Origin of the sequence: Curvibacter gracilis ATCC BAA-807, from assembly GCF_000518645.1 — a bacterium.
Taxonomy (GTDB): Bacteria; Pseudomonadota; Gammaproteobacteria; order Burkholderiales; family Burkholderiaceae_C; genus Curvibacter; species Curvibacter gracilis.
The window spans coordinates 134,354-160,861 of the sequence record NZ_JADZ01000018.1 but is presented as its reverse complement, the minus strand read 5'-3'; the positions used below and the strand labels follow the sequence as shown (position 1 = coordinate 160,861).

At 67.0% G+C, this 26,508-nt stretch carries 24 protein-coding genes; 15 read left to right on the top strand and 9 right to left on the bottom strand.

Going from position 1 to position 26,508, the window contains the following annotated elements:
- Positions 1-370 precede the first annotated feature (370 nt).
- On the bottom strand, positions 371-946 hold the full coding sequence (locus tag L880_RS0116380; RefSeq protein ID WP_019575970.1) for a 5-formyltetrahydrofolate cyclo-ligase: 576 nt from the start codon (positions 944-946) through the stop codon (positions 371-373).
- A gap of 9 nt (positions 947-955) precedes the next feature.
- Between L880_RS0116380 and L880_RS0116375 the strand changes: the two genes are divergently transcribed.
- Both L880_RS0116375 and L880_RS0116370 read left to right on the top strand, forming a co-directional pair.
- Positions 956-2,974: a lytic transglycosylase domain-containing protein gene (locus tag L880_RS0116375; protein WP_027476594.1), complete on the top strand. Its 2,019-nt coding sequence runs from the start codon at positions 956-958 to the stop codon at positions 2,972-2,974.
- 126 nt (positions 2,975-3,100) lie between these two features.
- Entirely contained in the window at positions 3,101-4,873 is a 1,773-nt protein-coding gene (locus L880_RS0116370) for an alkaline phosphatase D family protein (RefSeq protein WP_027476593.1), read from the top strand.
- A gap of 17 nt (positions 4,874-4,890) precedes the next feature.
- Here the strand turns inward: L880_RS0116370 and L880_RS0116365 are convergent, their stop codons facing one another.
- Both L880_RS0116365 and L880_RS0116360 read right to left on the bottom strand, forming a co-directional pair.
- Positions 4,891-5,817 (bottom strand): MBL fold metallo-hydrolase, encoded by a 927-nt coding sequence (locus L880_RS0116365; protein WP_027476592.1) that lies wholly within the window; start codon positions 5,815-5,817, stop codon positions 4,891-4,893.
- 4 nt (positions 5,818-5,821) lie between these two features.
- Entirely contained in the window at positions 5,822-7,516 is a 1,695-nt protein-coding gene (locus L880_RS0116360) for an AMP-binding protein (RefSeq protein WP_027476591.1), read from the bottom strand.
- A 178-nt stretch (positions 7,517-7,694) separates the two neighbouring features.
- On the opposite strand from L880_RS0116360, the gene L880_RS0116355 reads away from it, so the two are divergent.
- A complete protein-coding gene (locus tag L880_RS0116355) occupies positions 7,695-8,609 on the top strand; it encodes an esterase/lipase family protein (RefSeq protein WP_027476590.1) in 915 nt (304 codons plus the stop codon).
- 31 nt (positions 8,610-8,640) lie between these two features.
- On the opposite strand, the gene hppD is transcribed toward L880_RS0116355, so the two are convergent.
- Complete coding sequence (gene hppD, locus L880_RS0116350) at positions 8,641-9,777, bottom strand: 4-hydroxyphenylpyruvate dioxygenase (RefSeq protein WP_027476589.1); 1,137 nt, start codon at positions 9,775-9,777, stop codon at positions 8,641-8,643.
- A gap of 125 nt (positions 9,778-9,902) precedes the next feature.
- Between hppD and L880_RS0116345 the strand changes: the two genes are divergently transcribed.
- The 4 genes from L880_RS0116345 to lnt all read left to right on the top strand — a co-directional run bounded on the left by L880_RS0116345 (position 9,903) and on the right by lnt (position 13,812).
- A complete protein-coding gene (locus L880_RS0116345) occupies positions 9,903-10,376 on the top strand; it encodes an Lrp/AsnC family transcriptional regulator (protein WP_027476588.1) in 474 nt (157 codons plus the stop codon).
- 93 nt (positions 10,377-10,469) lie between these two features.
- Positions 10,470-11,201, top strand: coding sequence for a GNAT family N-acetyltransferase (locus L880_RS0116340; RefSeq protein WP_027476587.1), 732 nt, complete (start codon positions 10,470-10,472; stop codon positions 11,199-11,201).
- 95 nt (positions 11,202-11,296) lie between these two features.
- Positions 11,297-12,172, top strand: coding sequence for a CorC family transporter (locus tag L880_RS0116335; protein ID WP_027476586.1), 876 nt, complete (start codon positions 11,297-11,299; stop codon positions 12,170-12,172).
- Positions 12,169-13,812 (top strand): apolipoprotein N-acyltransferase, encoded by a 1,644-nt coding sequence (gene lnt, locus L880_RS0116330; RefSeq protein ID WP_043329658.1) that lies wholly within the window; start codon positions 12,169-12,171, stop codon positions 13,810-13,812. Before L880_RS0116335 ends, lnt begins: the two co-directional genes overlap by 4 nt.
- An 8-nt stretch (positions 13,813-13,820) precedes the next feature.
- Here lnt and L880_RS0116325 read toward each other — a convergent pair whose 3' ends face one another.
- On the bottom strand, positions 13,821-15,767 hold the full coding sequence (locus L880_RS0116325) for a trypsin-like peptidase domain-containing protein (protein ID WP_157462926.1): 1,947 nt from the start codon (positions 15,765-15,767) through the stop codon (positions 13,821-13,823).
- Between the two features lie 298 nt (positions 15,768-16,065).
- Here L880_RS0116325 and glyQ point away from each other — a divergent pair, with 298 nt between their 5' ends.
- From glyQ to L880_RS0116285, 8 genes are all read left to right on the top strand, one after another.
- Positions 16,066-16,971 (top strand): glycine--tRNA ligase subunit alpha, encoded by a 906-nt coding sequence (gene glyQ, locus L880_RS0116320; protein WP_027476583.1) that lies wholly within the window; start codon positions 16,066-16,068, stop codon positions 16,969-16,971.
- A gap of 18 nt (positions 16,972-16,989) precedes the next feature.
- Positions 16,990-19,110 carry a glycine--tRNA ligase subunit beta gene (gene glyS, locus L880_RS0116315; protein WP_027476582.1) on the top strand — a complete coding sequence of 707 codons (2,121 nt, stop codon included), beginning with the start codon at positions 16,990-16,992 and terminating at the stop codon, positions 19,108-19,110.
- Between the two features lie 30 nt (positions 19,111-19,140).
- Positions 19,141-19,713 carry a D-glycero-beta-D-manno-heptose 1,7-bisphosphate 7-phosphatase gene (gmhB, locus tag L880_RS0116310; protein ID WP_019575956.1) on the top strand — a complete coding sequence of 191 codons (573 nt, stop codon included), beginning with the start codon at positions 19,141-19,143 and terminating at the stop codon, positions 19,711-19,713.
- A 67-nt stretch (positions 19,714-19,780) separates the two neighbouring features.
- Positions 19,781-20,527: a lysophospholipid acyltransferase family protein gene (locus L880_RS0116305; protein WP_027476581.1), complete on the top strand. Its 747-nt coding sequence runs from the start codon at positions 19,781-19,783 to the stop codon at positions 20,525-20,527.
- 20 nt (positions 20,528-20,547) lie between these two features.
- Complete coding sequence (locus L880_RS0116300; RefSeq protein ID WP_027476580.1) at positions 20,548-21,528, top strand: M48 family metallopeptidase; 981 nt, start codon at positions 20,548-20,550, stop codon at positions 21,526-21,528.
- Positions 21,529-21,616: 88 nt separating this feature from the next.
- Positions 21,617-21,994 (top strand): CidA/LrgA family protein, encoded by a 378-nt coding sequence (locus L880_RS0116295; RefSeq protein ID WP_043329654.1) that lies wholly within the window; start codon positions 21,617-21,619, stop codon positions 21,992-21,994.
- A complete protein-coding gene (locus L880_RS0116290; RefSeq protein ID WP_027476578.1) occupies positions 21,991-22,728 on the top strand; it encodes an LrgB family protein in 738 nt (245 codons plus the stop codon). Before L880_RS0116295 ends, L880_RS0116290 begins: the two co-directional genes overlap by 4 nt.
- 58 nt (positions 22,729-22,786) lie before the next feature.
- Positions 22,787-23,629 carry a class I SAM-dependent methyltransferase gene (locus L880_RS0116285; RefSeq protein ID WP_027476577.1) on the top strand — a complete coding sequence of 281 codons (843 nt, stop codon included), beginning with the start codon at positions 22,787-22,789 and terminating at the stop codon, positions 23,627-23,629.
- 30 nt (positions 23,630-23,659) lie between these two features.
- Here the strand turns inward: L880_RS0116285 and L880_RS0116280 are convergent, their stop codons facing one another.
- The 4 genes from L880_RS0116280 to L880_RS0116265 all read right to left on the bottom strand — a co-directional run bounded on the left by L880_RS0116280 (position 23,660) and on the right by L880_RS0116265 (position 26,495).
- Complete coding sequence (locus L880_RS0116280) at positions 23,660-24,433, bottom strand: SDR family oxidoreductase (RefSeq protein WP_027476576.1); 774 nt, start codon at positions 24,431-24,433, stop codon at positions 23,660-23,662.
- 35 nt (positions 24,434-24,468) lie between these two features.
- Positions 24,469-25,428: an NAD(P)H-dependent flavin oxidoreductase gene (locus L880_RS0116275; protein WP_027476575.1), complete on the bottom strand. Its 960-nt coding sequence runs from the start codon at positions 25,426-25,428 to the stop codon at positions 24,469-24,471.
- A gap of 114 nt (positions 25,429-25,542) precedes the next feature.
- Positions 25,543-25,959: a YeeE/YedE family protein gene (locus L880_RS0116270; protein WP_043329710.1), complete on the bottom strand. Its 417-nt coding sequence runs from the start codon at positions 25,957-25,959 to the stop codon at positions 25,543-25,545.
- A 110-nt stretch (positions 25,960-26,069) separates the two neighbouring features.
- A complete protein-coding gene (locus L880_RS0116265) occupies positions 26,070-26,495 on the bottom strand; it encodes a YeeE/YedE family protein (protein ID WP_027476573.1) in 426 nt (141 codons plus the stop codon).
- Between the last annotated feature and the right edge of the window lie 13 nt (positions 26,496-26,508).

The following is a 26,508-nucleotide window of genomic DNA, read 5'->3' as shown; positions in this document are numbered from 1 at the left end:
TCGGTTCCCGCTCCCCACCTCCCGTCGGGCACGGCGAGCAGCGCAGACTTGGGCGGATAAAGGGCTCGCGTCTGTTTGAGCGCAGCGAGTTTAGCGAGACCCCGCCCAAGTTGAGCAGCGCAGCGGACCCTGCGCAGCAGGGCGTGCACGTCGGGTCGCCTTTGGTATTCGCATAACTTCGCTGCGCGAAGTGAGCGAATCCCCGCTGCGCGACCTTTGCTTACTTTCTTTGGCGAGACAAAGAAAGTGAGGCGCCCGCCGGGGCGCAATCCCGGCCTCCGACCTGAAACCAACAGCAGAACGAACAGAGCGCAGCGGCACCACCGACACGCCCCAGCCCTGAGCCAGAGGCAAACCCCAACCCCAACCCTCACCCCACCGGCCAAACCACCCCGTTGTCATTCAGGATCGCATCCAGCGGCTGGTCATGCGCCTCCGGCTCGAAGTCGGGCAGGAAGCCCTGGGTGTAGCCCAGGCCCACCGTCACCGGGCGGGGTTCCAGAGCGGCCAGGGTGCGGTCGTAGAAGCCGCCGCCGTAGCCGAGGCGGTAACCGCCGGGGCCGTAGCCCACGCAGGGAACGAACAGCAGGGTGGGCACGATCAGCTCGGTGTCCTTGGGCTTGGGGATGCCGTAGGCGTCTTCTTCCATGGGGCAGCCCGGGTACCAGGCGTGGAAGGTCAGGGTCTTGTGCACCTTGTCCACCACCGGCAGGCCGATGCGGCGCAGCTGGGGCTCACCCTGCAGCTCGCCGTCTTCCTTCCAGCGGTGCAAGGCGGGCAGGGGGTCGAATTCGCCCTTGATGGGCCAGTAGGCCCCAATGACCTGATCGGTGCGACCGACCAGCCAGATGCGCATCACGCGCTGCAGCAACTCGGCGCGCTGGAGCCTGTCTGGCAGGTTCAGTCGTTGCTCAATGAGTGCCTTGCGAACCGCTAACTTGTCCATAATTCCCTCATGTATCTAAAGAAGATTTTGACACCGCTTCTGGTGTCTCTGGTTTTGAGCACCTCAGCCGGCCTTGCGAAGGCTCAAACCGGGGGCCTGGCCGGGGCCTTCACGGCGGGGCAGAACCGGGCCGACGACGTGCTGGTCGACATGAGCCAGGCCTTCCGCAAAGGCGATCGCAAGAAGCTGGCCCAGTTGCTGCCGCTGGCCCGCGGCCATGTGCTCGAGCCCTGGGCCGCCTACTGGGAGCTGCGCGCCCGGCTGAACGAGGCCAGCGCCGACGAGGTCGAGGCCTTCATGGCGCGCTATGTGGGCACCTACCAGGAAGACCGCATGCGGGCCGACTGGTTGCAACTGCTGGGCCAGCGGCGTGACTGGGAGGGCTTTGCAGCGCAATACCCGCTGTACCGCATGGGCGACGACCGCGAGCTGCGCTGCTATGCCCTGGCGGTGGACTACCTCAAGGGCGTGGCGGCCCCTGGCGCGGCCGAAGAGGTTCGGCGCCTGTGGCACGGCCTGCGCGAGGCAGAAGATGGCTGCACCCTGGCGGCCGATCGCTTCTATGCCGGCAAGCGTTTGACCGCCCTCGACATCTGGCGCAAGGCGCGCATCGCCACCGAGGCCAACCGACCACGTGCCGCCCGCAACGCGGTGGGCGTGGTGGCGCCCGAGGTGCTGCCCGAACTGGCCCTGATCAACGACAGCCCGGTGAAGTTCCTGGCCAAGCGTGCCGCCGCCCCGAGCCGGGTGCGCCAGGAGCTGGTGGTGCTGGCCCTGATCAAGATCGCGCTCAGCGACCCCGACACCGCCGCCACCCTGCTCGAAACCCGTTGGGCCGTGCAACTGCTGCCCGAGGAAGAGCACTGGGTGTTGGGCGTGATCGGCAAGCAGGCCGCGCTCAAGCTCGACCCGGCGGCCGCGCGCTACTTTGGCAAGGTGAACCGCGACACCGACCTCAATGACGATCTGCTGGGCTGGAAGGTGCGCGCTGCCCTGCGCGCAGGCCAGTGGCGCCAGGCGCTGGGCGCCTTGCGCGCCATGAGCGATGAGGCACGGCAGGAGAGCATCTGGGTCTACTGGCGGGCCCGGGCCCAGCTGGCGTTGGCGCGCAACGAGGCCGAGCGCCGCGAGGCCTTGCAGCCCCTGCAGGCGATCGCCGGCCCACGCGGCTTCTATGAGCAACTGGCGCTCGATGAACTGGGCCAGAAGCTGGTGCTGCCGCCGGCGCCCGTGCCCCTGTCGCCTGAAGAAAAAGAGACGGCGCGCAACAACGCCGGCCTGAACCGGGCCTTGTACGCCATCGCCATTGGCCTGCGCTCTGAGGGCAACCGCGAGTGGAACTACAGCACCAATCTGCACAGCCCGGGCGGCCTGGGCGAGCGCGACCTGCTGGCCGCTGCCGACCTGGCCTGCCAGCGCGAGGTGTGGGACCGCTGCATCAACACCAGCGAGCGCACCCGTAATGTGTTCGATGCCAGCCAGCGCTACCCCATGCCCTTCCGGGACCAGGTGCTGCGGCGCGGGCGCGAGATCAACCTCGACCCGGCCTATGTGTACGGCCTGATCCGCCAGGAGAGTCGCTTCATCATGGATGCCCGTTCGGGCGTGGGCGCCTCGGGCCTGATGCAGGTCATGCCCGCCACCGCTCGCTGGACGGCGAAGAAGATCGGCCTGACCGGCTTCACCCCCGACCAGCTCAATGACCGCGACACCAACATCGCCATCGGCACGGCCTACCTGAAGCTGGCGCTGGACGACTTCGGTGGCTCGATGCCCATGGCGGCTGCGGCCTACAACGCCGGCCCGGGCCGACCCCGCAACTGGCGCAACGGCCCCATGCTGGAAGCCGCGATCTGGGCCGAGAACATCCCCTTCACCGAAACCCGTGATTACGTGAAGAAGGTGCTGGCCAACACCACGGTGTATGCCGCCCTGATCACCGGGCAGCCCCAGTCGCTGAAAAGCCGGCTGGGCATGGTGGGCCCGCGCGACCAGAGCGTGCCCGACCCGAGCACCGATCTGCCCTGAGCGGGCCACCACGCGCCCAGGTCTGCGATGGGCAAGCCGGTGTGGCTGCCCATCGGTCGGGTTTCACGCCCCTGTCATCGCAGGCGTCCATGCTGCGGGCTCATTCCATCTTCACGAGCTCTTCACATGGATCGCCGTCAATTCCTGTCCCGTTCTGCCTTTTTCACCGTGGCTGCCGCCTCCCTGACCGCCTGCGGTGGTGGTGGGGGCGGTGAGGGGGTTGGCACTTACCAGTTTCCGCAGGGGGTGGCCAGTGGCGACCCGCGTGAAAGCAGCCTGGTGTTCTGGAGCCGCTGTGTGCGCGCCACCGGGGCGAGCGGTGACATCAGCGTGCGCCTGCAGGTGTCCACCACGGCCCAGTTCTTCAACCTGCTGGCCGATCTGCCCCTGGTGGCCAGCGCCGCCTACGACAACACGGTGCGTGCCAAGGTCACCGGCCTGCCGGCCGCCACACCGCTGTACTACCGCTTTCTGGCCGGCAATGACGTCAGCGCCGTGGGCGTGGGCAAGACGGCACCGGCCAGCACGGCCACCCTGGCGCAACTGCGCTTTGCATGGTTCACCTGCCAGGACTGGAGCGTGAACCACTGGGCCGCCATGAACCTGCTGGCGGCCGAAGACCTGGATTTTGTGGTGCACCTGGGCGACTACATCTACGAGACCGTGGGTGCGGCCTTCCAGAGCGGCGCGGCCGAGCCGGCCCATGCCCGCATCAGCCTGCCCGATGGCACCAAGCTGAGCGACGGCACGGTGTATGCCACCACGCTGGCCGACTACCGCACCCTGTACAAGACCTACCGTGGCGACGCCCGCCTGCAGGCCATCCATGCCAAGTTCCCCATGATCGCCACCTGGGACGACCATGAGTTCAGCGACGACTGCTGGCAGGACCACCAGACCTACACCAACGCCAACCTGCAGCAGACGGCGCGTCGCCGCGCCGCCAACCAGGCCTGGGTGGAGTACATGCCGGTGGACTTCGGCGATGTGTCCTTCGACAGCGCCAACGCGGCATTCAACAACCTGCGCATCTACCGCGACTTCCGCTTTGGCACCCTGATGCACCTGGTGATGACCGACGAGCGCCTGTACCGCGACGACCATGTGGTCAATGAAGCCGCCATCGCGACGGCCCAGGGGCACGACCCCATCAATGGTAGCGATTCGATCGGGGCCCGCTACTTTGTGCAGGTGCCGGTGCTGCAGCAGTTCGAAGCCCTCAAGACCCAGGCCCTGGGGCGCGTGCCCTCCATCCTCGGCACCACCCAGACCGCCTGGTGGAAGCAGACCCTGTCGAACTCCACCGCCACCTGGAAGGTATGGGGCAACGAGGTGATGCTGAGCCGGCTGTGGCTGGACCTGCGCGCCAGCGCGCCGGCCCCCTACAACGCCCAGTACGTGGTGAACTGCGACGGCTGGGACGGCTACCCCAGCCACAAGGCCGATCTGCTGGGCCACATCACCAGCAACAACATCCAGAACGTGGTGGCCATCACCGGCGATCTGCACGCCTTCCAGTGCGGCGTGGTGCGCGACAAGCCCGACACCAGCACCGGCACGCCGGCGGTGGTCGACTTTGTGAGTGCCGGCATCAGCAGCTCGAGCTTCTACAGCTATGTGAAGGCGGGCGCCGGCAGCACCCCGCTGGCGGCCCTGGTCACCTCGCCGGCCACCTTTGACGCGGTGCTCAAGGGCAACAACCCCGACTTTGCCTATGTGGACCACGACGCCCAGGGCTATGCCTCGGCCACCCTCACGGCCAGCAGCCTGCAGGTGGTCTACACCAAGATGAAGCCGCTCAGCAGCAGCGGCACCGTGCCCGACAGCCCGGTGCTCAAGCGCACCCGCATCACGCTGGCCGCGGGCAGCAAGACGCCGGTGGTGACGGACAACGTCTGAGCACCAGCACCTCCGGCTCAGGCATTGATCAGTTGCTGCCCCTGCAGCCGGGCCGCGCCCGAGGCCACCAACTGGGCGACCAGCTCGGACAGCCAGGCCTCTTCAGAGGCGCCGCCCATGCGCCTGGCGGCCTCGCGCATGTGGGGGGTCTGTTGCATCCAGCGCTTCAGATCGTCAAGACCGATCTGCTGCCATTCGAGCAGCTTGAACTTCAGCAGCACCTTGGTGGCGTACTGCTGATGGCGTTCGGGCGAGCGCACAAAGCCGTCCAGGCGTCGACGCGCCGTGGCCAGTGCTGCGCCCAGGTCGTGGAACACCGCGCCGTGGCCGGGCACCACGGTGCGCGGTGCCAGGCGCTCGATCAGGTCCAGGGTGGCGGCCACCTCGTCAAAGGCGGCAATGCCGTCGAGTTCGGGGAAGACCACGCCAAAACCGTTTTCCCACAGCGCATCGGCCGAGATCAGGGTGGCGCTGGCGGGCTCGAACAGGATCACCGAATGCGGGTCATGCCCGGGGGCAGCATGCACCTGCCAGGTCTGCTGGCCCAGCCGCCTTTCGGTGTCGGGCTGCAGCAGGCCGTCAAAGCCGAAGCGGGGGCAAAGCTGGCCGGTGTGCTGGTAGCTCAGGCGGCTTTCGTCCCAGGCGCGCACCGCCTCGGCCTCGCCGGGCGGGATCCAGGTCTGCAGGCCCGGGTAGCGGGCCTGCAGTGCGGCATTGCCGCCGCAGTGGTCGCTGTGCAGGTGGGTGTTGAGCAACTGCACCAAGGGGCGCGGGCCCAGTGCGGCTTCGACCAGGGCCACGGTCTGCTCACTGTGGCTGGCGTAGCCGCTGTCGACCAGGGTGGCGCCCGCGGGGCCTTCGAGCAGGATGTTGTTGGCCGACAGCCAGCCGCGCTCGAGCACGCTGACGCCCGGGGGCAGGGCCGGCGGTGTGTCGTGCCGCATGGGCTCAGTGGGCCGCGGCGCTGTTGCGCAACTCACGCCGCAGGATCTTGCCCACATTGGTCTTGGGCAGTTCGGTGCGGAACTCGATGTGCTTGGGGTGCTTGTAGCCGGTGAGGTTTTCGCGGCAGTAGCGGGCCACATCGTCTTCGGTGAGCGCCGGGTCGCTGCGCACCACGAAGATCTTGATGGCCTCGCCCTGCTTGGCATCGGGCACACCGATGGCGGCGCACTCGAGCACGCCGGGGCACAGCGAGATCACCTGCTCCAGTTCGTTGGGGAACACGTTGAAGCCGCTGACCAGGATCATGTCCTTCTTGCGGTCGATGATGCGGGTGTAGCCTTTTTCATCCATCACGCCCACGTCGCCGGTGCGCATGAAGCCGTCGCTGGTGAAGGCCTTGGCGTTCTCGGCCGGCTGCTGGTAGTAGCCGGTCATGACATTGGGGCCCTTGATGCAGATCTCGCCCGATTCGCCCTGCGGCACGGTGTTGCCGGCGTCGTCTTTGATGGCGATGTCGATGCTGGGCAGGGGCAGGCCGATCGAGCCCGAGAACTGCGTGCTGGTGACCGGGTTGTTGGTGCCGATGGCGCAGGTCTCGCTCATGCCCCAGCCTTCGACCATGGCCGAGCCGGTGAGCTGCTGCCAGGCCTTGGCCGTGCCCTCGGCCGCCGCCATGCCGCCGGCCTGCGAGATGCACAGGTGCGAGAAGTCGAGGGTCTTGAACTCGGGGTGCTGCAGCAGGGCGTTGAACAGGGTGTTCACCGCCGGCAGCATGTGGAAGGGGCGCTTCTTCAGTTCCTTGATGAACTTGCCGATGTCGCGCGGGTTGGGGATCAGCGTCAGGTGCGAACCCTGGCGGATGGCCAGCAGGCACAGGGTCAGCGCGAAGATGTGGTACAGCGGCAGGGCGGCAATGCCGTTGATCTTGGTCGGGTCGCCGATGCGGGCCAGGGCCGGCTTGAACCAGGCGTCGGCCTGCAGGGTGGCGGCCACGATGTTGCGGTGGGTCAGGGTGGCGCCCTTGGACAGGCCGGTGGTGCCGCCGGTGTATTGCAGGAAGGCGATCGAATCGAGGTTGCTGCTGGCCGGCTGCAGCTTCTTGCCGCGCCCCTCGGCCAGGGCCTGGCTGAACGGCACCACGCTGCGCCCGGGCGTCAGGGCGATTTGGTAGGGGGGCACCATCTTGGCCAGGTGGCGCACGGCAAAGGTGATCCAGGCGCCCTTGAGGCCACCCAGCAGGTCGCCCATCGAGGTCATCACCACCTGCTTGATCGGGGTCTTGTCGATCACCGCCTGCAGGGTGTGGGCAAAGTTCTCCAGGATGATGATGGCCGTCGAGCCCGAGTCCTTGAGCTGGTGCTCGAGTTCGCGCGCGGTGTAGAGCGGGTTGACGTTGACGCAGGTGTAGCCGGCGCGCAGCACCGCGGCCATGGTGACGGCAAACTGCGGGATGTTGGGCAGCATGATGGCCACCCGGGCCCCGGGCTCCAGCCCGCGCGACTGCAGCCAGGCGCCCAGCGCAGCCGACAGGGTGTCGAGCTCGCCGTAGCTCATCCACACGTCCATGCACACCGAAAACGGCTTGTCGGCAAATTTGCGGAACGACTCCTCCAGCAGGTGGGGGACCGAACGGTACTGCTCGGGGTCAATCGTTTGGGGCACGCCGGCCGGGTAGTGCTGCAACCAGATTCTGTCCATCATGTCTCTCCTTGGCGCTCGATTCTGGCTGCGCTGCAGCAAAGGTGGCTACGGGGCTTGTCCTAGGGTGAGGCGGCAATCCGTCGCTGAGGCGACAGGCACAGAGGGTTGCGCTTCGATGCAGCGCTGCGTGCCATCATCGGCGCATGACATCAGTTCCCCTTGGAGTGAGCCGCCGATGATTGCCCGCCTGCAAAGAATGATGCTGCTCTGGGGGGCGCTGCTGATGGTGGGCGCCTGGGCTTGGTGGTGGCCGCAATCGCCCTGGGTGATGGCCGCGGTGCTGCTGGGCCTGTTGGCCCTGAACCCGCTGGCCCTGGGCCTGGAGTTGCTGATCATGGCGCGGGTCAACTGGGGTGACCCGGCGCCACCCGCCCCCTGGCCGCAGCTGCTGCGGGCCTGGGTGACGGAGGTGCGGGCCTCCAGCCGGGTGTTTGGATTTTGGCAGCCGTTTCGGGCCGACGCCCTGGGCGATCAGTTATCGCCACCGGGGCCCGCTGGGCAGCGCGGCGTGCTGCTGATCCACGGCTACTTCTGCAACCGGGGCGTCTGGACCCCGTGGATGCAGCATTTCACCGCGGTGGGGCGGCCTTTCATGGCGCTCAGCCTGGAGCCTCCGTTTGGCTCGATCGATGCCTGTGCGGCACAGGTGGACCGCGCCGTGACGGCCCTCACCGAGGCCACCGGCCGGGCCCCCATCGTCGTGGCCCACAGCATGGGCGGCCTGGTGGCCCGCGCCTGGTGGCGTGCCAGTGCGGCGCGTGGCGAAGCCCCCCTTGTGCACCATGTGATCACCCTGGGTACTCCGCACCAGGGCACCTGGCTCGCCCGCTGGGCCCACACCGCCAACGGCCGCCAGATGCGCCTGGCCAGCCCCTGGCTGCAATCCTTGGCCGCCGAGGAGCCGACCGAACGCGCCACCGCCTTCAGCTGCTTCTATTCGAACTGCGACAACGTCGTCTTCCCGGCCCACACCGCCACCCTGCCCGGCGCCCGGGCCCACTTCGTGCCCGGCATCCCCCACGTCGCCCTGGCCACCGACCCCGGCGTGCGCAGCCAGGTGATGGCGTTGATAGAAGCGATGGATAGATGAGCGGCTGCGTTCCGCATCCGCTCATGGGGCCTCAGATCACCCCGCGCCGCATCTGATCCAACTCGATGGACTCGAACAAGGCCTTGAAATTGCCGTTGCCAAAGCCGTCGTCGCCCTTGCGCTGGATGAACTCGAAGAAGATCGGGCCCAACTGGTTCTCGCTGAAGATCTGCAGCAGCAGCGCGTCCTTCTTGCCGTCGATCAGGATCTTGCGCTTGTGCAGTTCTGCCAGGTTTTCGCCATGGCCCGGGATGCGCTTGTCCACCAGTTCGTAGTAGGTGTCGATGGTGTCGAGCAGGCGCACCTGGTTGGCCTGCAAGCCGTCCACCGTGGCATAGAGGTTGTCCGAGCCCATGGCGATGTGCTGGATGCCTTCGCCGCGGTACATGTCCAGGTACTCCTGGATCTGGCCCGGCTTGTCCTTGCCTTCTTCGTTGATCGGGATGCGGATCTTGCCGCAGGGGCTGGTCATGGCCTTGCTCTTCACGCCGGTCACCTGGCCTTCGATGTCGAAGTACTTGACCTCGCGGAAGTTGAACAGGCGCTCGTAGAAGTCGGCCCATTCATGCATGCGACCCCGGTGCACGTTGTGCGTCAGGTGGTCGATATAGGTCAGGCCCACACCATGGGGGGCCAGGGCTTCTTCGGTGCTCAGGCCGGGCAGGGGCTCGAAATCGACATCGAAGAAGCCGATGTTGCCGATGGCACCGGGCTGGGCGCCGTTCTTGCCGCGCCAACGGTCCACCAGGTAGATCAGGCTGTCGCCGATGCCCTTGATGGCGGGAATGTTCAGCTCGCCCGGGCCGGCCACGCCGGCATAGCCCCAGGCGCCCAGGCCGACGGCGCGCTCGTAGGCGGCCTTGGCATCCTGCACCCGGAAGGCGATGGCGCACACGCTGGGGCCGTGCAGGCGGGCAAAGCGCTGGGCGAACGAATCGGGCTCGGCGTTGATGATGAAGTTGATCTCACCCTGGCGGTACAGGGTCACGTTCTTGTGGCGGTGGCGTGCCACCGGGCGAAAGCCCATGCGCTCGAACACCAGGCCCATGGCCACCGGATCGGGGGCCGCGTACTCGATGAATTCAAAGCCGTCGGTGCCCATGGGGTTGTCCCAGGGCGTGAAGGGTGCCACGGGCGCGGTGGCGTTGGCAGGCAGGGGGGCGTTCATCAGTCTGTCTCCATCCATGAGTGAGGTCTTGAAGCGATTGACTGTAGGGGGCGAGGCCAGCAGTTTTTCTGCGTTCTGCGGCCGTGACCTCGGTCAATTTGCATGAATCCTGCAAAATAAAGGCCATGGAAGCATTGGATAAGCTGGATCGGCAGATTTTGCGCAGTCTGCAGGCGGATGGTCGCGCCACCTACGACCAGATCGCCGAGGCCGTGGGCCTGTCGGCCAGCGCGGTGCTGCGCCGGGTCCGGCGCCTGGAAGACAGCGGCGTGATCGACCGCTACGTGGCCCTGGTACAGCCCGAGGCCGTGGGCCTGGGCCTGACGGCCTACCTCAATGTGCGGCTCGAAAAGCACACCGAGAGCCACAAGCGCAACCCCATGGACCTGTTCCGCGCCAGTGTGCAGACCTGGCCCGAGGTGGTCGAGTGCGCAGCCCTGACGGGCGAGATGGATTTTTTGCTGCGGGTGGTGGTGGCCGACATGGCGCATTACCGGCGCTTTGTGATGGAAAGCCTGCTCAAGCACCCCAGCGTGCAGGATTGCAAGACCAGCTTTGTGCTGGACCGCGTCAAGGCCACGACGGCCTTGCCTGTCTGACGAACGGTTCTTGAGGGGGGATAACCTTCATCTCCGCAGGGCTTGAAGGGGCTGGATTTTGGGTTATAGGGGAAAACCCTTATAGTTCAGCCCATGTTAGCCCCTTCCAACTGGATCCGGTCTTCGCTGCAGGCGGGACGCGATCTGTTTCATTTCACCCTGGCCCAACCTTCGGGCCCTGAAGCCTCGGGCCCATCGCCCGTGCTGGTGCCCATCCGCTCGCTCGGCCCCAGCTACCGCTCCCGCATCGCCGCTCATTTGCTGGCCCTGGAGCCGCAAGACCGCTACCTGCGCTTTGGCTATGCCGCCAGCGACGAGCAGGTGCAGCGCTATGTCGACCAGCTCGACTTTGAGCGCGACGAGATCTTTGGCATTTACAACCGCCGGCTTGAACTGATCGCGATGGCGCACCTGGCGTTCTCGACCGATCCGAAGTCGGCCAGTTGCGCCGAGTTCGGCGTGTCGGTGCTCAAGCACGCCCGTGGCCGTGGCTACGGCGCCCGCCTGTTCGACCGGGCCGTGATGCACGCCCGCAACGAAGGCGTGAGCCTGATGTTCATCCACGCCCTGAGCGAGAACACCGCCATGCTGAAGATCGCCCGCAATGCCGGTGCGACGGTGGAGCGCGATGGCTCGGAGTCCGAGGCCCACCTCAAGCTGCCGCCCGCCAGTCTGGATTCGCGCGTGGCCGAGATCGTCGAGCAGCAGTTCGCCGAACTCGACTACCGACTCAAGGTTCAGGCCAAGCAGTTCCGTGACACGCTGGCCAGCGTGCAGGAAATCCGCCGGGGCGTGCGCCAGGGTCGTCACCAGTCGGCCCAGTGAGTGGAAAGCGGTGCGGCCGGCCGTGTTGGCCGGCTGTCATATCAATCCGCTATCCTTGAGGCTTACCCACTACCGCACGTTTTGCGCACCAGGCTGTGTCCGACCCTCACCCCGCGCGTGCTTCCGAGAAGGAAGACAAGCGCTCTTTTCTGCAAAAAGTTGCCGAATTCATCCGTCCCGGGCCCGACTCGCGTGACGAATTGCTGGAAGCCCTCACCGATGCCGAGGACAACCAGGTCATAGGCGCCGAGTCGCGCGTGATGCTCGAAGGCGTCATCCGCATGGCCGATCTGACGGCCGGCGACGTCATGCTCGCCACGCCGCGCATGGACCGGCTCAACATCGACTCCCCCTACGACGAACTGCTGCACCAGGTGATCGAAACCGGGCATTCCCGTTTCCCGGTGTACAGCGATGAGCCCGACAACATCATCGGCATCTTGATGGCCAAGGACCTGCTCAAGCTGCAGCGGGCCCCAGAACTCAACATCCGGGCCCTGCTCAGACCCGCCGTTTTTGTGCCTGAAAGCAAAGGCCTCAACGACTTGTTGCGCGAGTTCCGAGGCAACCGCAACCACCTGGCCATCGTCATCGACGAGTTCGGTCGAGTGGCTGGCTTGATCACCATCGAAGATGTGCTGGAGCAGATCGTCGGCGAGATCGAGGATGAATTCGACATCGCCGAAGACGAAGGCGACATCTTCGGCCTGGCCGACCGCAGCTACCGCGTGAGCGGCGACACGCCGATCGAGCGCGTGGCCGAGGCCTTTGGCGTGCTCATCGAAAGCCGCGATGCCGACGAAAACTTTGACACCATCGGCGGCCTGATCGCCCATGAACTGGGCCATGTACCCCGGCGCGGCGAGCACTTTGAGCTGGCCGGGTTGAAGTTCGTGGTGCAACACACCAAGGGCGGCGCCGTGCGCTGGTTCAAGGTCACGCCCCAGGCCGACGGCGCCACCCCCGCATGAAGGGCCTGAGCGGCTTGCGCGGCTTGGGGCGCCCGGCCCGGGCCACCTTGGCCCACTGGGCGTTTGCGGCCCTGGCCGGCGTGATGCAGGCCCTGTCGCTGGCCTGGCCCTGGGGTGGGCAGGCCTTGGGCACGCTGCAGGCCTTGTCGCTGGTCGCCCTGGTCGGCTTGCTCCACCGGGCGCCCAGCGCCCGGCGTGGCGCCTGGCTGGGCGCCGTTTTCGCCCTGTGCTGGCTGGCCGGCACCTTCTGGTGGCTGTACATCTCGATGGCCGTCTATGGCGGGCTGGAGGCGCCGCTGGCGGTGCTGGCCGTGCTGGGGCTGGCTGCCTTTCTCGGCAGCTACTACGCCCTGGCGGCGGGGCTGTATGTGCGTTGGCACCATCGGCTGGCGCTGGGCCCGCTGGCTTCGGCCGGGTTGTTTGCCGCCTTGTGGACCCTGGCCGAGCTTTTGCGCGGGCATTGGTTCACCGGCTTTCCCTGGGGGGCCGGGGGCTATGCCCAGGTGGAGGGTGCGGCACGCTGGCTGGCCCCTTGGGTCGGGGTGTATGGCACGGGGGCTTTGGTGGCGGCCTGGGCCGCCGCGCTGGCGAGCTGGGCCAGGTTGTCGTGGGTGATGCGCGCGGTGTTGCTGGGCTTGTGGGCCCTGCTGTGCTGGGTGCCTGCGCCCGAGCAGCCGGCCTCCTCGGCCTCGCTGGAGGTCAGCCTGTTGCAGGGCAACATCCCGCAGGACGAGAAATTCCAGGCCGGCTCGGGCGTGCCCATGGCCCTGGCCTGGTACCGGGCGCAACTGATGGCCAACCAGGCTTCTTTGGTGGTGGCGCCTGAGACCGCGCTGCCTCTGCTGCCCGAGCAGTTGCCCGCGGGCTATTGGGACGGGCTGCTACAGCGCTATGGCGTGGGGTCGCAGGCGCCTCCCCAGGGCGGGCGACCCCAGGCCGCCCTGATCGGTGTGCCCCTGGGCAACCAGCGCGAGGGCTACACCAACTCGGTGCTGGGCCTGATGCCCGGCGAGACTCGTCTGTACGCCTACGACAAGCACCACCTGGTGCCCTTTGGCGAATTCATCCCGCCGATGTTCCACTGGTTTGTGGCCTTGATGGACATGCCGCTGGGCGACTTCAATGCGGGCGCGGTGGGCCAGGCCTCCATGCCCTGGCAAGGCCAGCGGCTGGCGCCCAACATCTGCTATGAGGATTTGTTTGGCGAGGAGTTGGGGCTGCGTTTTCGCGACCCGGCCCGGGCCCCCACGGTGTTTGTCAACGTGAGCAACATCGGCTGGTTTGGCGACAGCGTGGCCATCGACCAGCACCTGAACATCTCCCGACTGCGTGCGCTCGAATTCGCCCGCCCCATGGTGCGGGCCACCAACACGGGCGCCACCGCCATCATCGACCACCGCGGTCGGGTGACGGCCCAGTTGCCGCCGGTGAGCCGCGGCGTGCTGCAAGGCGTGGTGCAGGGGCGGGGGCTCAGCGCCGATCACGGCGGCTGGGGCATCACCCCCTACGCCTGGTGGGTGTCGCGCCTGGGGCTGGCGCCGCTGTGGCTGCTGTGTCTGGGGCTGGTACTTTGGGCTAGACAGTGCGAACGTGCGTCACACCGTCGTACCCGCTCGAAGACGCCGAGCCTCAGCCGCTGAGCTCTTTGTCACTGGCTGGCCCAACTGTAGAAGGCCACACCCTCATCGCGGTAAGTGGGCATGTTTGCGTTGATGAAAGCACGGTCAGTGGGGCTGATTGTGTAGAAGTGAGCGTTGGTGGCCGTGTTGTAGAAGCGGTACACCGGTGCGCTCACGCCATCGCTCGCAGTTTGCGAGTACCAGCCAATCCCCTCGGCGACGAACGGGGGGGTGAGGTTGGCCGCGATGTAGCTCACATCCGTAGTGCTTGCCGTGTAAAAGTGGCCATTGCTGGTCGGGTTGTAGTAGCGGTAGACAGGGCTCAGCCCGTTGGCTGAAGTTGCGTAAGAGTAGAAAGCAATTCCCTCGTAAGCGTACTGGGGGATGTTGTTGATCACGTAGTCGCGGTCAGAAGTACTGGCCGTGAAGAAGTGAACGCGGCTGGTTGCGTTGTAGAAACGGTAGACCGGAACCCGGGTGGCCGTGGCATTGTCCAGCCATTTGTAGATCCCAGCGGTGTAGGCCAGATCGAAGCGACCATAAACGTCATTGGCAGTGGGATTGGAGCAGGTGGAGCCGCCGCCAGACAACTGACCCACCAGGTATTTCGAGCCGCCGCTGGTGATGAACAGGCCCGAGCCGCTGCTGCCGCCCTCGGTCACGCCGCTGTTCCAGCCGACGCGGACGTGGGTAGTGCTGCTGCTGGAGCCCGAGGTGAAGCTGCAGGAGAACGTATCGGAGCCAGCGGTCCGACTGCAAGAGGCATAGCCGGTGGTGCTGCCCAAGCTGACCTTTTGCAGGTCGCCAGCGGGGTGGTGCACACCGCCGACGCTGGTGCCCGTGGCGGGCAGGCTGGGCGACCAGCCCGAATAGGTCACGCCTGAGGGCGGGCTGTTGTTCAGGCGCAGGAAGGTGGCGTCGCTGCTGTTGTCGGTGTAGAGCAGGGCGGCGCCGCCGGTCACGGTCTTGCTGGCGCTGTACAGGGTGCCGCTGCCACAGGCCGAGGCGCGGTAGAACCAGAAGGTCTGCAGCGTGCTGGCCACGGTCTGGGTCGAGATGCAGTGGTTGGCGGTGAGCAGGTAGGGCGTCGCGCTGCTGGCGCGGTCGTTCAGCAGGGTGCCCGTGCACAGGTAGCTGCTGCCGGTGCTGGCGTCGGAGAACAGCAGCCGCGCCACGCTGTTGCCGGTGCTGCTCCAGTCGCTGTTGCAGGCCACATCGATCTCGCAACTGCCCGAGTTGTTGATCTTGAGCGCGAGCTTGGCGGCCGTGGGCGACTGGAACAGATGCGACAGCTGCGGCACGTTGATTTGCAGCGTGGAGGTGGCCACGCCTGCAGGCAGCTCGATCTGCATCGTGAGGTCTTCGCCTTCCACGTAGGGGGCGAAGTAGAGGTGGTTGCCGCTGGCGCCCGCCTTGCTGAGTTCATTGGCGGCCAGGGCGTCGATCACCTGGGTGCCCGTGACTTCGGTGGCGGTGCTGGCACCCTGGGCATAGAAGCGCAGCTTGGTGCGCGCGTCGATGTGGCTCACATCGAGCACCAGCCGGGTGCCGGCGGCGCCGCTGGAGACAAAGCGGATGGCGGCGCGCTGGCTGCCGTCGCTGCCTGGGGTCCATTGCAGGCGGCTGGCGAAGGTGGTGGCCGAATCCAGTTCGGCAATCTTGCGGCCCAGGCCGATCTGCGGCGCCTGGCCGATGCTGCGGATGTCGACCGCAGTTTGCAGCTTGGCCACCTCGGTGCCGGCGCTGCCCAGGGCCACTTTGTAGCTCGGGGCCGGGTCGCCGGTGCCCAGTGTGTAGTCGTTGCTGACCTCGGCAGACTTGGCCGTGGCGGGGGTGAAACTGTCCACCGGCGTGCCCAAGGCGGAGGTGGGCAACTGGCGTTCTGCCACGGTGCTGCTGCCATTGCCGCCACCGCAGGCGCCCAGCAAGGCCGTCAGGCCCAGGGCCAGGCCCCATCGAACGAGGTTTGCTTTCATCTTGTCGGAATCCATGGGTTGGTGAGGTGTCCGAGGCCCCCAGGGCGCGCATGTGTCGGCTCTGCTGTCTTCTGCGCCGGTATTTTGCATGGGCTTTGCGTCAATTTGTGTCCCGTTTACAAAGGATGGCCCGTCCTGTGGCGGGATGTATGGGCCTGCCTCATGAGGGCCCCGGGCATCCAGGTCCGCCGGGCCGTAAAATCACGGGTTTGCTGCGCAAGAGCCTGCTTCAAAAAGCAGCCACGCCGGCCCCATCCACCTCTTTTGCCCAGACCCCGGCCCACCGGGGCCCAACGTCATGTTGACCTTTCAGCAAATCATTCTGAAGCTGCAGTCCTACTGGGACGCCCAGGGCTGCGCGCTGTTGCAGCCCTACGACATGGAAGTGGGCGCAGGCACCTCGCACACCGCCACCTTCCTGCGCGCCCTGGGCCCCGAGCCCTGGAAGGCCGCCTATGTGCAGCCCAGCCGCCGCCCCAAGGATGGCCGCTATGGCGAGAACCCGAACCGCCTGCAGCACTACTACCAATACCAGGTGGTGCTCAAGCCCGCCCCCAGCAACATCCTGGAGCTGTACCTGGGCAGCCTGGAGGCACTGGGTTTCGATCTCAAGAAGAACGACATCCGCTTCGTCGAAGACGATTGGGAAAACCCCACGCTGGGCGCCTGGGGCCTGGGCTGGGAGGTCTGGCTCAATGGCATGGAGGTGACCCAGTTCACCTATTTCCAGCAGGTGGGCGGCATTGATTGCAAGCCCATCACCGGCGAGATCACCTACGGCCTGGAGCGCCTGGCCATGTACCTGCAGGGTGTGGACAACGTCTACAACCTCAAGTGGACCGACACCCTGAGCTACGGCGACGTGTACCACCAGAACGAGGTGGAGCAGTCCACCTACAACTTCGAGCACAGCGATGCCGAGTTCCTGTTCACCGCCTTCGGGGCCCACGAAAAGCAGGCCAAGTACCTGATGGAGCAGCAACTGGCCCTGCCGGCCTACGAGCAGGTGCTCAAAGCCGCCCACACCTTCAACCTGCTGGATGCCCGGGGCGCGATCTCGGTCACCGAGCGGGCCGCCTACATCGGCCGCATCCGCAACCTGGCCCGCGCCGTGGCCCAGGCCTATTACGAGAGCCGCGAGCGCCTGGGTTTCCCCATGGCCCCGCGCGAGTGGGTTGAACAGATTGCCAAGAAGGCCGCCTGAGCGGGAGAACAAGACATCATGAGCCAACAAAATCTTCTGGTTGAACTGTTTGTCGAAGAGCTGCCCCCGAAGGCACTCAAGAAGCTGGGCGAGGCCTTTGCCGGCGTGCTGGCCGAGCAACTCAAGGCCCAGGGCCTGGCCGCTGCCGACAGCGTGACCACCGCCTTCGCCTCGCCGCGTCGCCTGGCGGCGCACATCACCCACGTGGCGGCCAAGGCGGCCGACCGCGCGGTGCAGCAAAAGCTGATGCCGGTCAGCGTGGGCCTGGACGCTGCGGGCAACGCCACGCCGGCCCTGCTCAAGAAGCTGGCGGCCCTGGGCGCCGATGCGTCTGCCGTGGCCGGCCTCAAGCGCGCGCCTGACGGCAAGGCCGAGGCCTTGTTCTATGACAGCGTGGTCAATGGCGCCACGCTCGACGTCGGCCTGCAAAAAGCCCTGGAAGAGTCGCTGGCCAAGCTGCCGATCCCCAAGGTCATGACCTACCAGCTCGAAACCGATTGCGAGCTGCCGGGCTGGAGCAGCGTGCACTTCGTGCGCCCGGCACATGGCGTGGTCGCCCTGCATGGCAGCAGTGTGGTGCCGCTCAAGGTGCTGGGCCTGAAGTCGGGCAACACCACCCTGGGCCACCGTTTCGAGGCCGCCAAGCCGGTGGTCACCATCGAACATGCCGACGCCTACGCCGAGACCCTGCGCCACGATGGCGCCGTGATCGCCAGCTTTGCCGAGCGCCGCGCCGAGATCGTGCGGCAGCTGGCCGCCGCCGCGGCCCAGGTGGGCAATGGCGTGCGTCCCATTGAAGACGACGCTTTGCTTGACGAAGTCACCGCCCTGGTCGAGCGCCCCAACGTGCTGATCTGCGCCTTCGAGACCCAGTTCCTGGGCGTGCCGCAGGAGTGCCTGATCCTGACCATGAAGGCCAATCAGAAGTACTTCCCGCTGCTGGACGCCGCCGGCAAGCTGACGCACCAGTTCCTGGTGGTCAGCAACATCAGCCCGGCGGATGCCAGCGCGGTGATCGGCGGCAACGAGCGCGTGGTGCGCCCGCGCCTGGCCGACGCCAAGTTCTTCTTCGACCAGGACCGCAAGAAAACCCTGGCCTCGCGCGTCGAAGGCCTGGGCAAGGTGGTCTACCACAACAAGCTGGGCACCCAGGGCGAGCGTGTCGAGCGCGTGCGCGCCATTGCCCAGGCGATCGCTGCCCAATTGGGCGACGCCACCCTGGTGGCGCAGGCCGATCTGGCCGCGCAACTGGCCAAGACCGATCTGGTGACCGACATGGTGGGCGAGTTCCCTGAGCTGCAGGGCACCATGGGCCGTTACTACGCCCTCAACGACGGTCTGCCCGAGGCTGTGGCCGACGCCATCGAAGACCATTACAAGCCCCGCTTTGCCGGCGACACCCTGCCGCGCGGCACCGTGGGCGTGGTGGTGGCCCTGGCCGACAAGCTGGAAACCCTGACCGGCATGTTCGGCATCGGCAACCTGCCCACCGGCGACAAAGACCCGTTTGCGCTGCGCCGTCACGCCTTGGGCGTGGTGCGCCTGCTGATCGAGAACCAGCTGCCGCTGGCCCTGGGGACCCTGCTGCAAAGCGCCGTGCCCGCCTTTGGCGACAAGATCAGCGACGCCAGCGCCGCCCTGGCCGATTTCATCTACGACCGCCTGGCCGGCAGCCTGCGCGAGCAAGGTTTCAGCGCCCAGGAGGTGGATGCCGTGCTGGCACTGCGCCCCGAACGCCTGTCCGACGTGGCCCAGCGCCTGGAGGCGGTGCGTGCCTTTGCCAAGCTGCCCGAGGCGGCAGCCCTGGCCGCAGCCAACAAGCGCGTCAGCAACATCCTCAAGAAGGCCGGCGAGGTGGATGCCCACGTCAGCCCGGTGCTGCTCAAGGAAGCCGCAGAGCAGGCCCTGTTTGCCGCCCTGCAAGCCACGGCACCGCAGGCCAAGGCCCAGTTCGATGCCGGCGATTACACCGCTTCGCTGCAGACCCTGGCGGCCCTGCGCGCTCCGGTCGATGCCTTCTTCGAAGGCGTGATGGTGAACGCCGAAGAGCTGGACCTGCGCCTGAACCGCCTGGGCCTGCTCAAGACCCTGCACGACGCCATGAACCGCGTGGCCGATCTGTCCCGACTGGCCAGCTGAGCCCCAACGCCCCTCCACAGGATGCTTCCCATGAAACTCGTCATTCTCGACCGCGATGGCACCATCAACGAAAGCAGCGACGACTTCGTGAAAAGCCCTGAGGAGTGGCTGCCCCTGCCCGGCGTGCTGGAGGCGATTGCGCGCCTCAACCACGCTGGCTTCCAGGTGGTGGTGGTGTCCAACCAGGCGGGCCTGGGGCGCGGCCTGTTCGACATGGCCCAGGTCAATGCCATGCACGCCAAGATGCACAAGCTGCTGGCCGCCGCAGGCGGGCGTGTCGAGGCAGTGTTCTTCTGCCCGCACGCCCCCGATGAGGAATGCCGTTGCCGCATGCCTTCACCCGGCTTGTTCGAGCAGATTGCCGAGCGCTACGGCATCAGCCTGCAGGGCGTGCCCATGGCGGGTGACAGCCTGCGTGACCTGCAGGCCGGGCATGCCGCCGGCTGCGAGCCGCACCTGGTGCTCACCGGCCTGGGCGCCGAGTGGCGCGACCGGCCCTTGCCCGACACCTTTCCGCCGGGCACCCGTGTGCATGCCGACGTGGGCGCCTTTGCCGACCACCTGATCGCACGCGACGCCGAGCGCCAGCGCGCCGCGGCCTGAGTGGGGGCGCTGTCTCTGGCGCCTTCACCGAGATCCATCGTCCTTCATTTTCGAGAAGACCCCACCCATGTCCCTGCTGCGCTCCATCCTGCACACCCTGTGGATGCTGGTCACCGTGATCCCCTGGGCCCTGATCATGCTCGTGGCCTCGCTGTGGCGCCGTGGCACCCCGCTGTGGTGGATGGCGGTGCGCTGGCTGGGCTGGGCCGTGTCGGGCGCGCGCGTGCTGCTGGGCATTCAGGTGCGGGTGAGCGGGCGCGAGAACCTGCCGCTGGGCGAGACCAGCCCGGCCATTCTGCTGGTCAAGCACCAGTCGACCTTCGAGACCTTTCTGATGCCCACGCTGATGCCGCACCCGCTGGCCTATGTGTTCAAGAAAGAGCTGCTGTACGTGCCTTTCTTTGGCTGGGCCATGGGCCGGCTCGACATGATCCACATCGACCGCAGCCAGCGCGCCCAGGCCTTCAACAAGGTGGTGGCGCAGGGCAAGCGCCTGCTGGCCCAGGGCATCTGGATCATCATGTTCCCCGAGGGCACGCGCACGCCCCGCGGCCAGAAAGGCCAGTACAAGAGCGGCGGTACCCGCCTGGCCATCGAGACCGGTGCGCCGGTGATCCCGATCGCCGTCACCTCGGCCAAATGCTGGCCGCGCAAGGCCTTCATCAAACACCCCGGCGTGGTGGATGTGTCGATCGGCAAGCCGATCCCCTCGGCCGGGCGTCAGCCCGACGAGCTGATGCGCGAGGTGGAGGCCTGGATCGAGGCCGAGATGCGTCGCCTCGACCCCGAGGCCTATCCGCCTGCCCAGGGCTGAGCTCGCGCGTGCCAGGGGCCATGAACCGACTGCTGCAGTTCACACTCGATCTGTTCGAGCGTGACCCGACGCCGGCAGCGCCCTCTGGGCCGGTCAAGCGTCGGGCCGCCCCGCCGCGCCGACCCAAGGCGGCGCCAACGCCCGACCCGCAGTTGTTCGAGCCGCCACGCCCGAAAGCGCCCACCCCCAGCCCTGCCGGCCCGCCCGCCGCACCGCTGACCGAGGTGATCGCCCCCATGAGCTTTCGCCACCCCCAGGCCAACCGCGAGCTGCAGTTGCAAGGCACCTGGGTGGCCTACCGCTTCGAGCGGGCGCGCCGGCGCAGCATTGGTTTTGTCGTCGGGCCCGAGGGGCTGGTGGTGCGGGCGCCGCGCTGGGTGCCTCAGGCCGAGGTGGATGCCGCACTGCGCACCAAGAGCGCCTGGATCGTGCGCAAGCTCGACGAGGCCCGCGAGCGCCAGACCCGCCAGGCCGAGGCCAGCGTGGCCTGGGCCGACGGGGCCGAGCTGCCTTTTCTGGGTGAGCCCCTGCGCGTGCGCCTGCAGCCGGGCGCACTGGCCGGCGGGCTGCTGCACAGCCTGCCCCCTGAGGCGGCGGCCGAGCAGGGCGTGCGCCACCTGCTGAGCCTGGGCCTGCCGCCGCAGGCCGAGGCCAGCCAGATCAAGGATGCCGTCCAGGCCTGCCTGATGCGCGAGGCCAAGGCCTTGTTCGCCCAGCGGCTCGACCACTACGCACCCCAACTGGGCGTGCAGTGGAAGAAGTTGGCCCTGAGCAATGCCAGCACCCGCTGGGGCAGTGCCCGCATTGACGGCAGCATCCGCCTCAACTGGCGCCTGATCCATTTCAGCCTGCCCGTGATCGACTATGTGGTGGTGCATGAGCTGGCCCACCTGCGCGTGATGGACCACAGCCCGCGCTTCTGGGACACGGTGGCCGCCGTGGTGCCTGACCACGCAGAACGCCGTCAGCAACTGCGCCTGGGCGCCTTGCCCCGGTGGTGAGGGTGGGCGCAGCGCCCGCGCCTGCACCCAAAGCGGCCTTGCGTGACAATGGCGGCCCCCAGCTTGAGCCCACAGGAGGCACCCCACCATGATTCAAGGACTGACGCTTTTGTTTCTGATGCAGCTGCTGGGCGAAGGCCTGGTGTTCTGGTTGCACCTGCCCTTGCCCGGGCCCTTGCTGGGCATGCTGATCCTGGCCGGTTGGCTGGTGCGGCGGGGCGCCGTGCCCGAGGGGCTGCGCCAGGCCTCAGGGGGGCTGTTGCAACACCTGATGCTGCTGTTCATCCCGGCGGTGGCCGGCGTGATGATGCACTTTGGCCGCGTCGCCCACGAGTGGCTGCCGTTTCTGGCGGCAGGCATTGGCGGGGCGGCGGTGACCTTGGTGGTGACGGCGTTGACCTTGCGCTGGATGTTGCGGCGCAGCGGTCAGCCTCTGACGGATGACGTCCCTGAGGAGGCTGCATGAACCCCGGTGGCCTGTTCGAGATCTGGGTCTTTCTGGGCCGCTCGCCCTTGTTGTGGCTGGCGCTCACTTTGTTGGCCTACCTGGGTGCGGTGGCGCTTTACCGGCACTCCGGACACAAGCCCTGGCTAATACCGGTGCTCACCTCGGTGAGCCTGGTGATCGCCGTGTTGTGGGTCACCGGCACACCTTATCCCACTTATTTTGAAGGGGCCAAGTTCGTCCATTTTCTGATCGGCCCGGCCACGGTGGCGCTGGCCGTTCCCTTGTTCGGTCAGTTCGAGCGACTCAAGCGCATCTGGCGACCGGTACTGGTGGCGCTGCTGGCGGGGTCGGTCACGGCGATGGTGTCGGCTGTGGTGATTGCCTGGGCGCTGGGGGGCTCGACCGAAACCTTGCTCTCATTGATGCCAAAATCGGCCACCATGCCGATCGCCATGGCGCTGGCCGAACGATGGGGCGGCTTGCCCTCGCTGGCGGCGGTTGCCGTGGCGGTAACCGGTATCAGTGGCGCCATCATGGCCCGTCCGCTGCTGAACTGGATCGGGGTTCACGACCCTGCGGTGAGAGGGTTTGCCGTGGGCATCTCGGCCCACGCCATCGGCACCGCCCGGGCCTTGCAAGTGCATGAAACGGCCGGGGCGTTTTCCGCGCTGGCCATGGGGCTCAACGGGGTGGCTACAGCGGTGCTGATGCCTCTGCTGGTGGCCTTGTGGCAGGCCACGCCGTGGTGGTGAACTTTTTTTGATTCCGGGTATCTGCCCGTTTTTTTTGTCGACCCAACTGAGAATCGTCATGAAACTGACCCGAACCTTGATCGCTCGTGCCGTGGGGGCTTCTCTCGTTCTGACTTTGGCCGCCTGTGCCGGCCCTGCTGCCAATGGCGTGCCCGGCGCCTTGAACACCAACTCGATCGCGGCCATTGTTGCCAGCCCGGATCGCTCGGCCGCAGACCGGCAACTGGACGCGGTGCGTCAACCTGAAAAACTGCTGGCATTCATCGGTGTGCGTCCCGGCATGCAGGTGCTGGATTTGAATGCCGGGGGCGGCTACACCAGCGAGTTGCTGGCGCGCAGCGTCGGCGCCACCGGGCGGGTCTATGGTCAAAGTGCGGAGCCACCTGCAAATGCCAAGGACGCTGCTTCACAGACCGACACGGTTGGCTTCAGGGCCGGGCCAGAACCGGCCCGTACGCGCTCTTTTGCTGCCTTGCTGCAGCGAGCTCGCCAGTCCCAACTGGGCACGCTGGAGCCCGTGGTGCTGCCTTTTGAATCCCCGGTTCCCGATGCGGCCACCCGCAAGGGGCTGGATCTGGTGACCTTCATGTTCAATTACCACGACCTGGGGCACTGGGGCGTGGACCGCGCAGGCATGAACCAGGCTATCTTTGCCGGGCTGAAGTCGGGCGGCATCTATGTGATTGCCGATCACGCGGGGCGTGCTGGCACGGGCATCACCGAGTCGAACACCCTGCACCGCGTTGAGGAAGCCCTGGTTCGCCAGGAGGTCGAGGCGGCGGGCTTCCGTTTCGTGTCTGCCAGCGAGATCTACCGCAACCCGGCCGACCCCCGTGACCAGAAATCGGCCGCTGACGGGCAACGCACTGACGGCTTCCTGCTGAAGTTCGTCAAGCCCTGAGCGCTGTTGCCGCGCCCGGGCTGACCTGGCTCACCCCCGGGCGTGGGTCACCCCACCATCCACCGTGAGTGTGTGGCCGACCACGTAGTCGCCTGCCCGTGAGGCCAGGTAGATCGCCGCAGCGGCCATGTCCTCGTCGCTGCCGATGCGGCGTGCCGGAATGCGGGCCGAGACCTCCTCGCCGTGGTCGCGCGCGTCGCGGTTCATCTCGGAGGCGAAGGCCCCGGGGGCGATGGCATTGACCATGATGTTGTCCTCGATCAGGCGCAGGGCCATGCGGCGGGTCAGGTGGATCAGGCCCGACTTGCTGGCGGCGTACGAATAGGTCTCCAGCGGGTTGACCGAGATGCCGTCGATCGAGGCGATGTTGATCACCTTGGCCGCGCGCTGCTGTGCTGCCTGGCGCAGCAGCGGGGCCAGGGCCTGGGTCAGGAAGAAGGGGGCCTTCAAGTTCAGGTCGACCACCTTGTCCCAGCCACTTTCGGGGAACTCGTCAAACGGAGCCCCCCAGGCGGCACCGGCGTTGTTGACCAGGATGTCGAGCGAGCTCTCATGCTGGCCGTAGGCCGCTGCCAGGGCCTTGGCACCTTCGACGCTGGACACATCGGCAGGCAGCGATACACAGTGGCCGCCCTGTGCCAGCTCGGCGGCGGTGGCGTCGCAGGCAGCGGCCTTGCGCGCCGAGATGTAGACGCGTGCCCCCTGGGCGATGAAGCCGGCCGCAATCATGCGGCCGATGCCGCGTGAGCCGCCGGTGATGAGGGCGGTGCGGCCTTTGAGCGAGAAGAGTTCGCTGGTGTTCATGGTGTTGTCTCCTGTTGATTGGGTTTCAGAAAGTCTCAGCCGAAATGGCGCTGCTGGCTCAGGGCGCCCAGGCGGGCGGTGATTTCTTCAAAGCCGCGCAGGGTGTCGTCGATGATCTGCTGGGCGGTCTGGATGCCCTCGATCAGGCCCACGCTCTGGCCGGCCAGGGCCGGGGCGGCTTCCATGTCGCCGCCGAAGTACACCTGTTGCAAACCTTTGAAGGTATCGGCCGGCATCAGGCCCTCGTCGTGGATCACCCGGGTGCGTTCGGACTTGAGCGCGCGGATGCAGGGCGAGGCCTTTTTGTTCAGCACCCAGGTGCCGGTTTCGCGGGCCTGCACGATGGCGTTCTTGTAGTTGTCGTGCACCGGGCTCTCAGCGCAGCAGACAAAGCGGGTGCCCATCTGGATGGCTTCGGCGCCCAGCGCAAACGCAGCGGCCATGCCGCGCCCGTCCACGATGCCGCCGGCGGCGATCAAGGGCACATCGACCCGGGCCCGGATGGCCTGCAGCAGCACCAGGGTCGATACCTCTTCGGGGTTCTTGAAGCCGCCGCCCTCGGACCCTTCCACCACCAGCCCATCGACACCGGCATCCACGCATTTGAGGGCGGTGTCCAGGGTGGGCACCGCGTGGTAGACCGTGATGCCGGCGCTCTTCAGCGGCGCGATGAACTTGGCCGGGCTGCCCGCCGAGGTGGTGACAAAGCGCACCCCGCTGTCGCACACGAAGCGCAGCATGGCGTCGTCCTGCAGAAAGCGGATCGGCAGGTTGACGCCAAAGGGCAGGCCCAGGGCCAGCATCTGCCGGATCTCCTGCTGGCAGTTGGCGGTCTCGCCGGAGGAGGTCTCGATCACCCCCAGCCCACCGGCGCGCGACACGGCCGAGGCCAGCGGGGTGCGGGCGATCCAGCCCATGGGGGCCTGGACGATGGGGTAGCGGGCGCCAGTGTGGGCCAGCACGCGGTTGCGACCGGGCGTGAAAGCAGTGCTCATGGGGTGGGCTGGTGCAAGTGGGACATGGGCACGCAGCGTAGCGGCGCTGCTGCGGCCTGTCGGTCACCTGCGGGTCAGCCCGGGTGGCGGCCCTCCATCACCCCCGCCGGCGGATCAGCGCAGCCAGCGCCGCGCCACGGCCATGCCGGCCAGCATGGCGGCCACAAAGGCTGCGGTGTCCAGCCCGCCGCTGAGCAGCGTGCTCAGGGCCGGCCCCGGGCAATAGCCCGCCAGCCCCCAGCCGATGCCGAACAGCGCCGCCCCCAGCAACAGCCGGGTATCGATGTCCTGCCGCGTGGGCAATTGAAAACGTTGGGCGAACAAGGGGTGACGTTCCGGGTGGGCCGGGCTGGGGGGCGTGACGGCAAAGCCGATCAGCGTGACCAGCAGGGCGCCCCCCATCACAAAGGCCAGGCTGGGGTCCCATTGGCCGCTGGCGATGCCGCCCAGGTTCAGAAATCCGATCACCTTGGCGGGCTGGGTCATGCCGGAGACGGCCAGTCCCGCCGCAAACAGCAGGCCTGCCGCCATGGCGGACAGCAAGGCCGGCAGCCGCGACAGGGCAGGGTCGGTGGTCGACGGGGTGGGGCGGGGCGTGACGGAGGTGCTCATGCGGTTTGCCGGGACAAGGGGTGAAGGCCTCAGGCCTGAAACAGCTTCTGCAAGGCCACCGTGGCCATGCCCGAGCCCATGAAGGTGGCCGTGGCCGCCAGCGAGCGCACCGAGCGCCTGCCCAGCCCGCACACGCCGTGGCCGCTGGTGCAACCCGAGCCCATCACCGTGCCCAGGCCCACCAGAAACCCTGCGCCCAGCAGCAGGGGCAGGGGGCGCAGCGGTGTGGTGGGGGTGTGCAGCCACTGGGCAAACAGGGCGCCACCCAGTATCAGTCCTGCCAGGAAGGCGGCCTGCCAGGCGCGCTCCGAGCTCGGGCCTTGCCCGGGCAGCAAGGCCGCCGCGATCCCGCTGATCCCGGCGATGCGGCCCAGCGAAACCAGAAGCCACCAGCTGGCGAGCCCGATCATCAGGCCGCCCAGGGCCGATTGGAGGTAAGGGTGCAGTGCAAACATGGTGATGATTCTG

Excerpts from the sequence above, each read along its gene's own strand:
- L880_RS0116380 (WP_019575970.1), bottom strand. The coding sequence starts at position 946 with ATGGACAAGTTAGCGGTTCGCAAGGCACTCATTGAGCAACGACTGAAC.
- L880_RS0116375 (WP_027476594.1), top strand. The coding sequence starts at position 956 with ATGTATCTAAAGAAGATTTTGACACCGCTTCTGGTGTCTCTGGTTTTG.
- L880_RS0116370 (WP_027476593.1), top strand. The coding sequence starts at position 3,101 with ATGGATCGCCGTCAATTCCTGTCCCGTTCTGCCTTTTTCACCGTGGCT.
- L880_RS0116365 (WP_027476592.1), bottom strand. The coding sequence starts at position 5,817 with ATGCGGCACGACACACCGCCGGCCCTGCCCCCGGGCGTCAGCGTGCTC.
- L880_RS0116360 (WP_027476591.1), bottom strand. The coding sequence starts at position 7,516 with ATGGACAGAATCTGGTTGCAGCACTACCCGGCCGGCGTGCCCCAAACG.
- L880_RS0116355 (WP_027476590.1), top strand. The coding sequence starts at position 7,695 with ATGATTGCCCGCCTGCAAAGAATGATGCTGCTCTGGGGGGCGCTGCTG.
- hppD (WP_027476589.1), bottom strand. The coding sequence starts at position 9,777 with ATGAACGCCCCCCTGCCTGCCAACGCCACCGCGCCCGTGGCACCCTTC.
- L880_RS0116345 (WP_027476588.1), top strand. The coding sequence starts at position 9,903 with ATGGAAGCATTGGATAAGCTGGATCGGCAGATTTTGCGCAGTCTGCAG.
- L880_RS0116340 (WP_027476587.1), top strand. The coding sequence starts at position 10,470 with ATGTTAGCCCCTTCCAACTGGATCCGGTCTTCGCTGCAGGCGGGACGC.
- lnt (WP_043329658.1), top strand. The coding sequence starts at position 12,169 with ATGAAGGGCCTGAGCGGCTTGCGCGGCTTGGGGCGCCCGGCCCGGGCC.
- L880_RS0116325 (WP_157462926.1), bottom strand. The coding sequence starts at position 15,767 with ATGAAAGCAAACCTCGTTCGATGGGGCCTGGCCCTGGGCCTGACGGCC.
- glyQ (WP_027476583.1), top strand. The coding sequence starts at position 16,066 with ATGTTGACCTTTCAGCAAATCATTCTGAAGCTGCAGTCCTACTGGGAC.
- glyS (WP_027476582.1), top strand. The coding sequence starts at position 16,990 with ATGAGCCAACAAAATCTTCTGGTTGAACTGTTTGTCGAAGAGCTGCCC.
- gmhB (WP_019575956.1), top strand. The coding sequence starts at position 19,141 with ATGAAACTCGTCATTCTCGACCGCGATGGCACCATCAACGAAAGCAGC.
- L880_RS0116305 (WP_027476581.1), top strand. The coding sequence starts at position 19,781 with ATGTCCCTGCTGCGCTCCATCCTGCACACCCTGTGGATGCTGGTCACC.
- L880_RS0116300 (WP_027476580.1), top strand. The coding sequence starts at position 20,548 with ATGAACCGACTGCTGCAGTTCACACTCGATCTGTTCGAGCGTGACCCG.
- L880_RS0116295 (WP_043329654.1), top strand. The coding sequence starts at position 21,617 with ATGATTCAAGGACTGACGCTTTTGTTTCTGATGCAGCTGCTGGGCGAA.
- L880_RS0116290 (WP_027476578.1), top strand. The coding sequence starts at position 21,991 with ATGAACCCCGGTGGCCTGTTCGAGATCTGGGTCTTTCTGGGCCGCTCG.
- L880_RS0116285 (WP_027476577.1), top strand. The coding sequence starts at position 22,787 with ATGAAACTGACCCGAACCTTGATCGCTCGTGCCGTGGGGGCTTCTCTC.
- L880_RS0116280 (WP_027476576.1), bottom strand. The coding sequence starts at position 24,433 with ATGAACACCAGCGAACTCTTCTCGCTCAAAGGCCGCACCGCCCTCATC.
- L880_RS0116275 (WP_027476575.1), bottom strand. The coding sequence starts at position 25,428 with ATGAGCACTGCTTTCACGCCCGGTCGCAACCGCGTGCTGGCCCACACT.
- L880_RS0116270 (WP_043329710.1), bottom strand. The coding sequence starts at position 25,959 with ATGGCGGCAGGCCTGCTGTTTGCGGCGGGACTGGCCGTCTCCGGCATG.
- L880_RS0116265 (WP_027476573.1), bottom strand. The coding sequence starts at position 26,495 with ATGTTTGCACTGCACCCTTACCTCCAATCGGCCCTGGGCGGCCTGATG.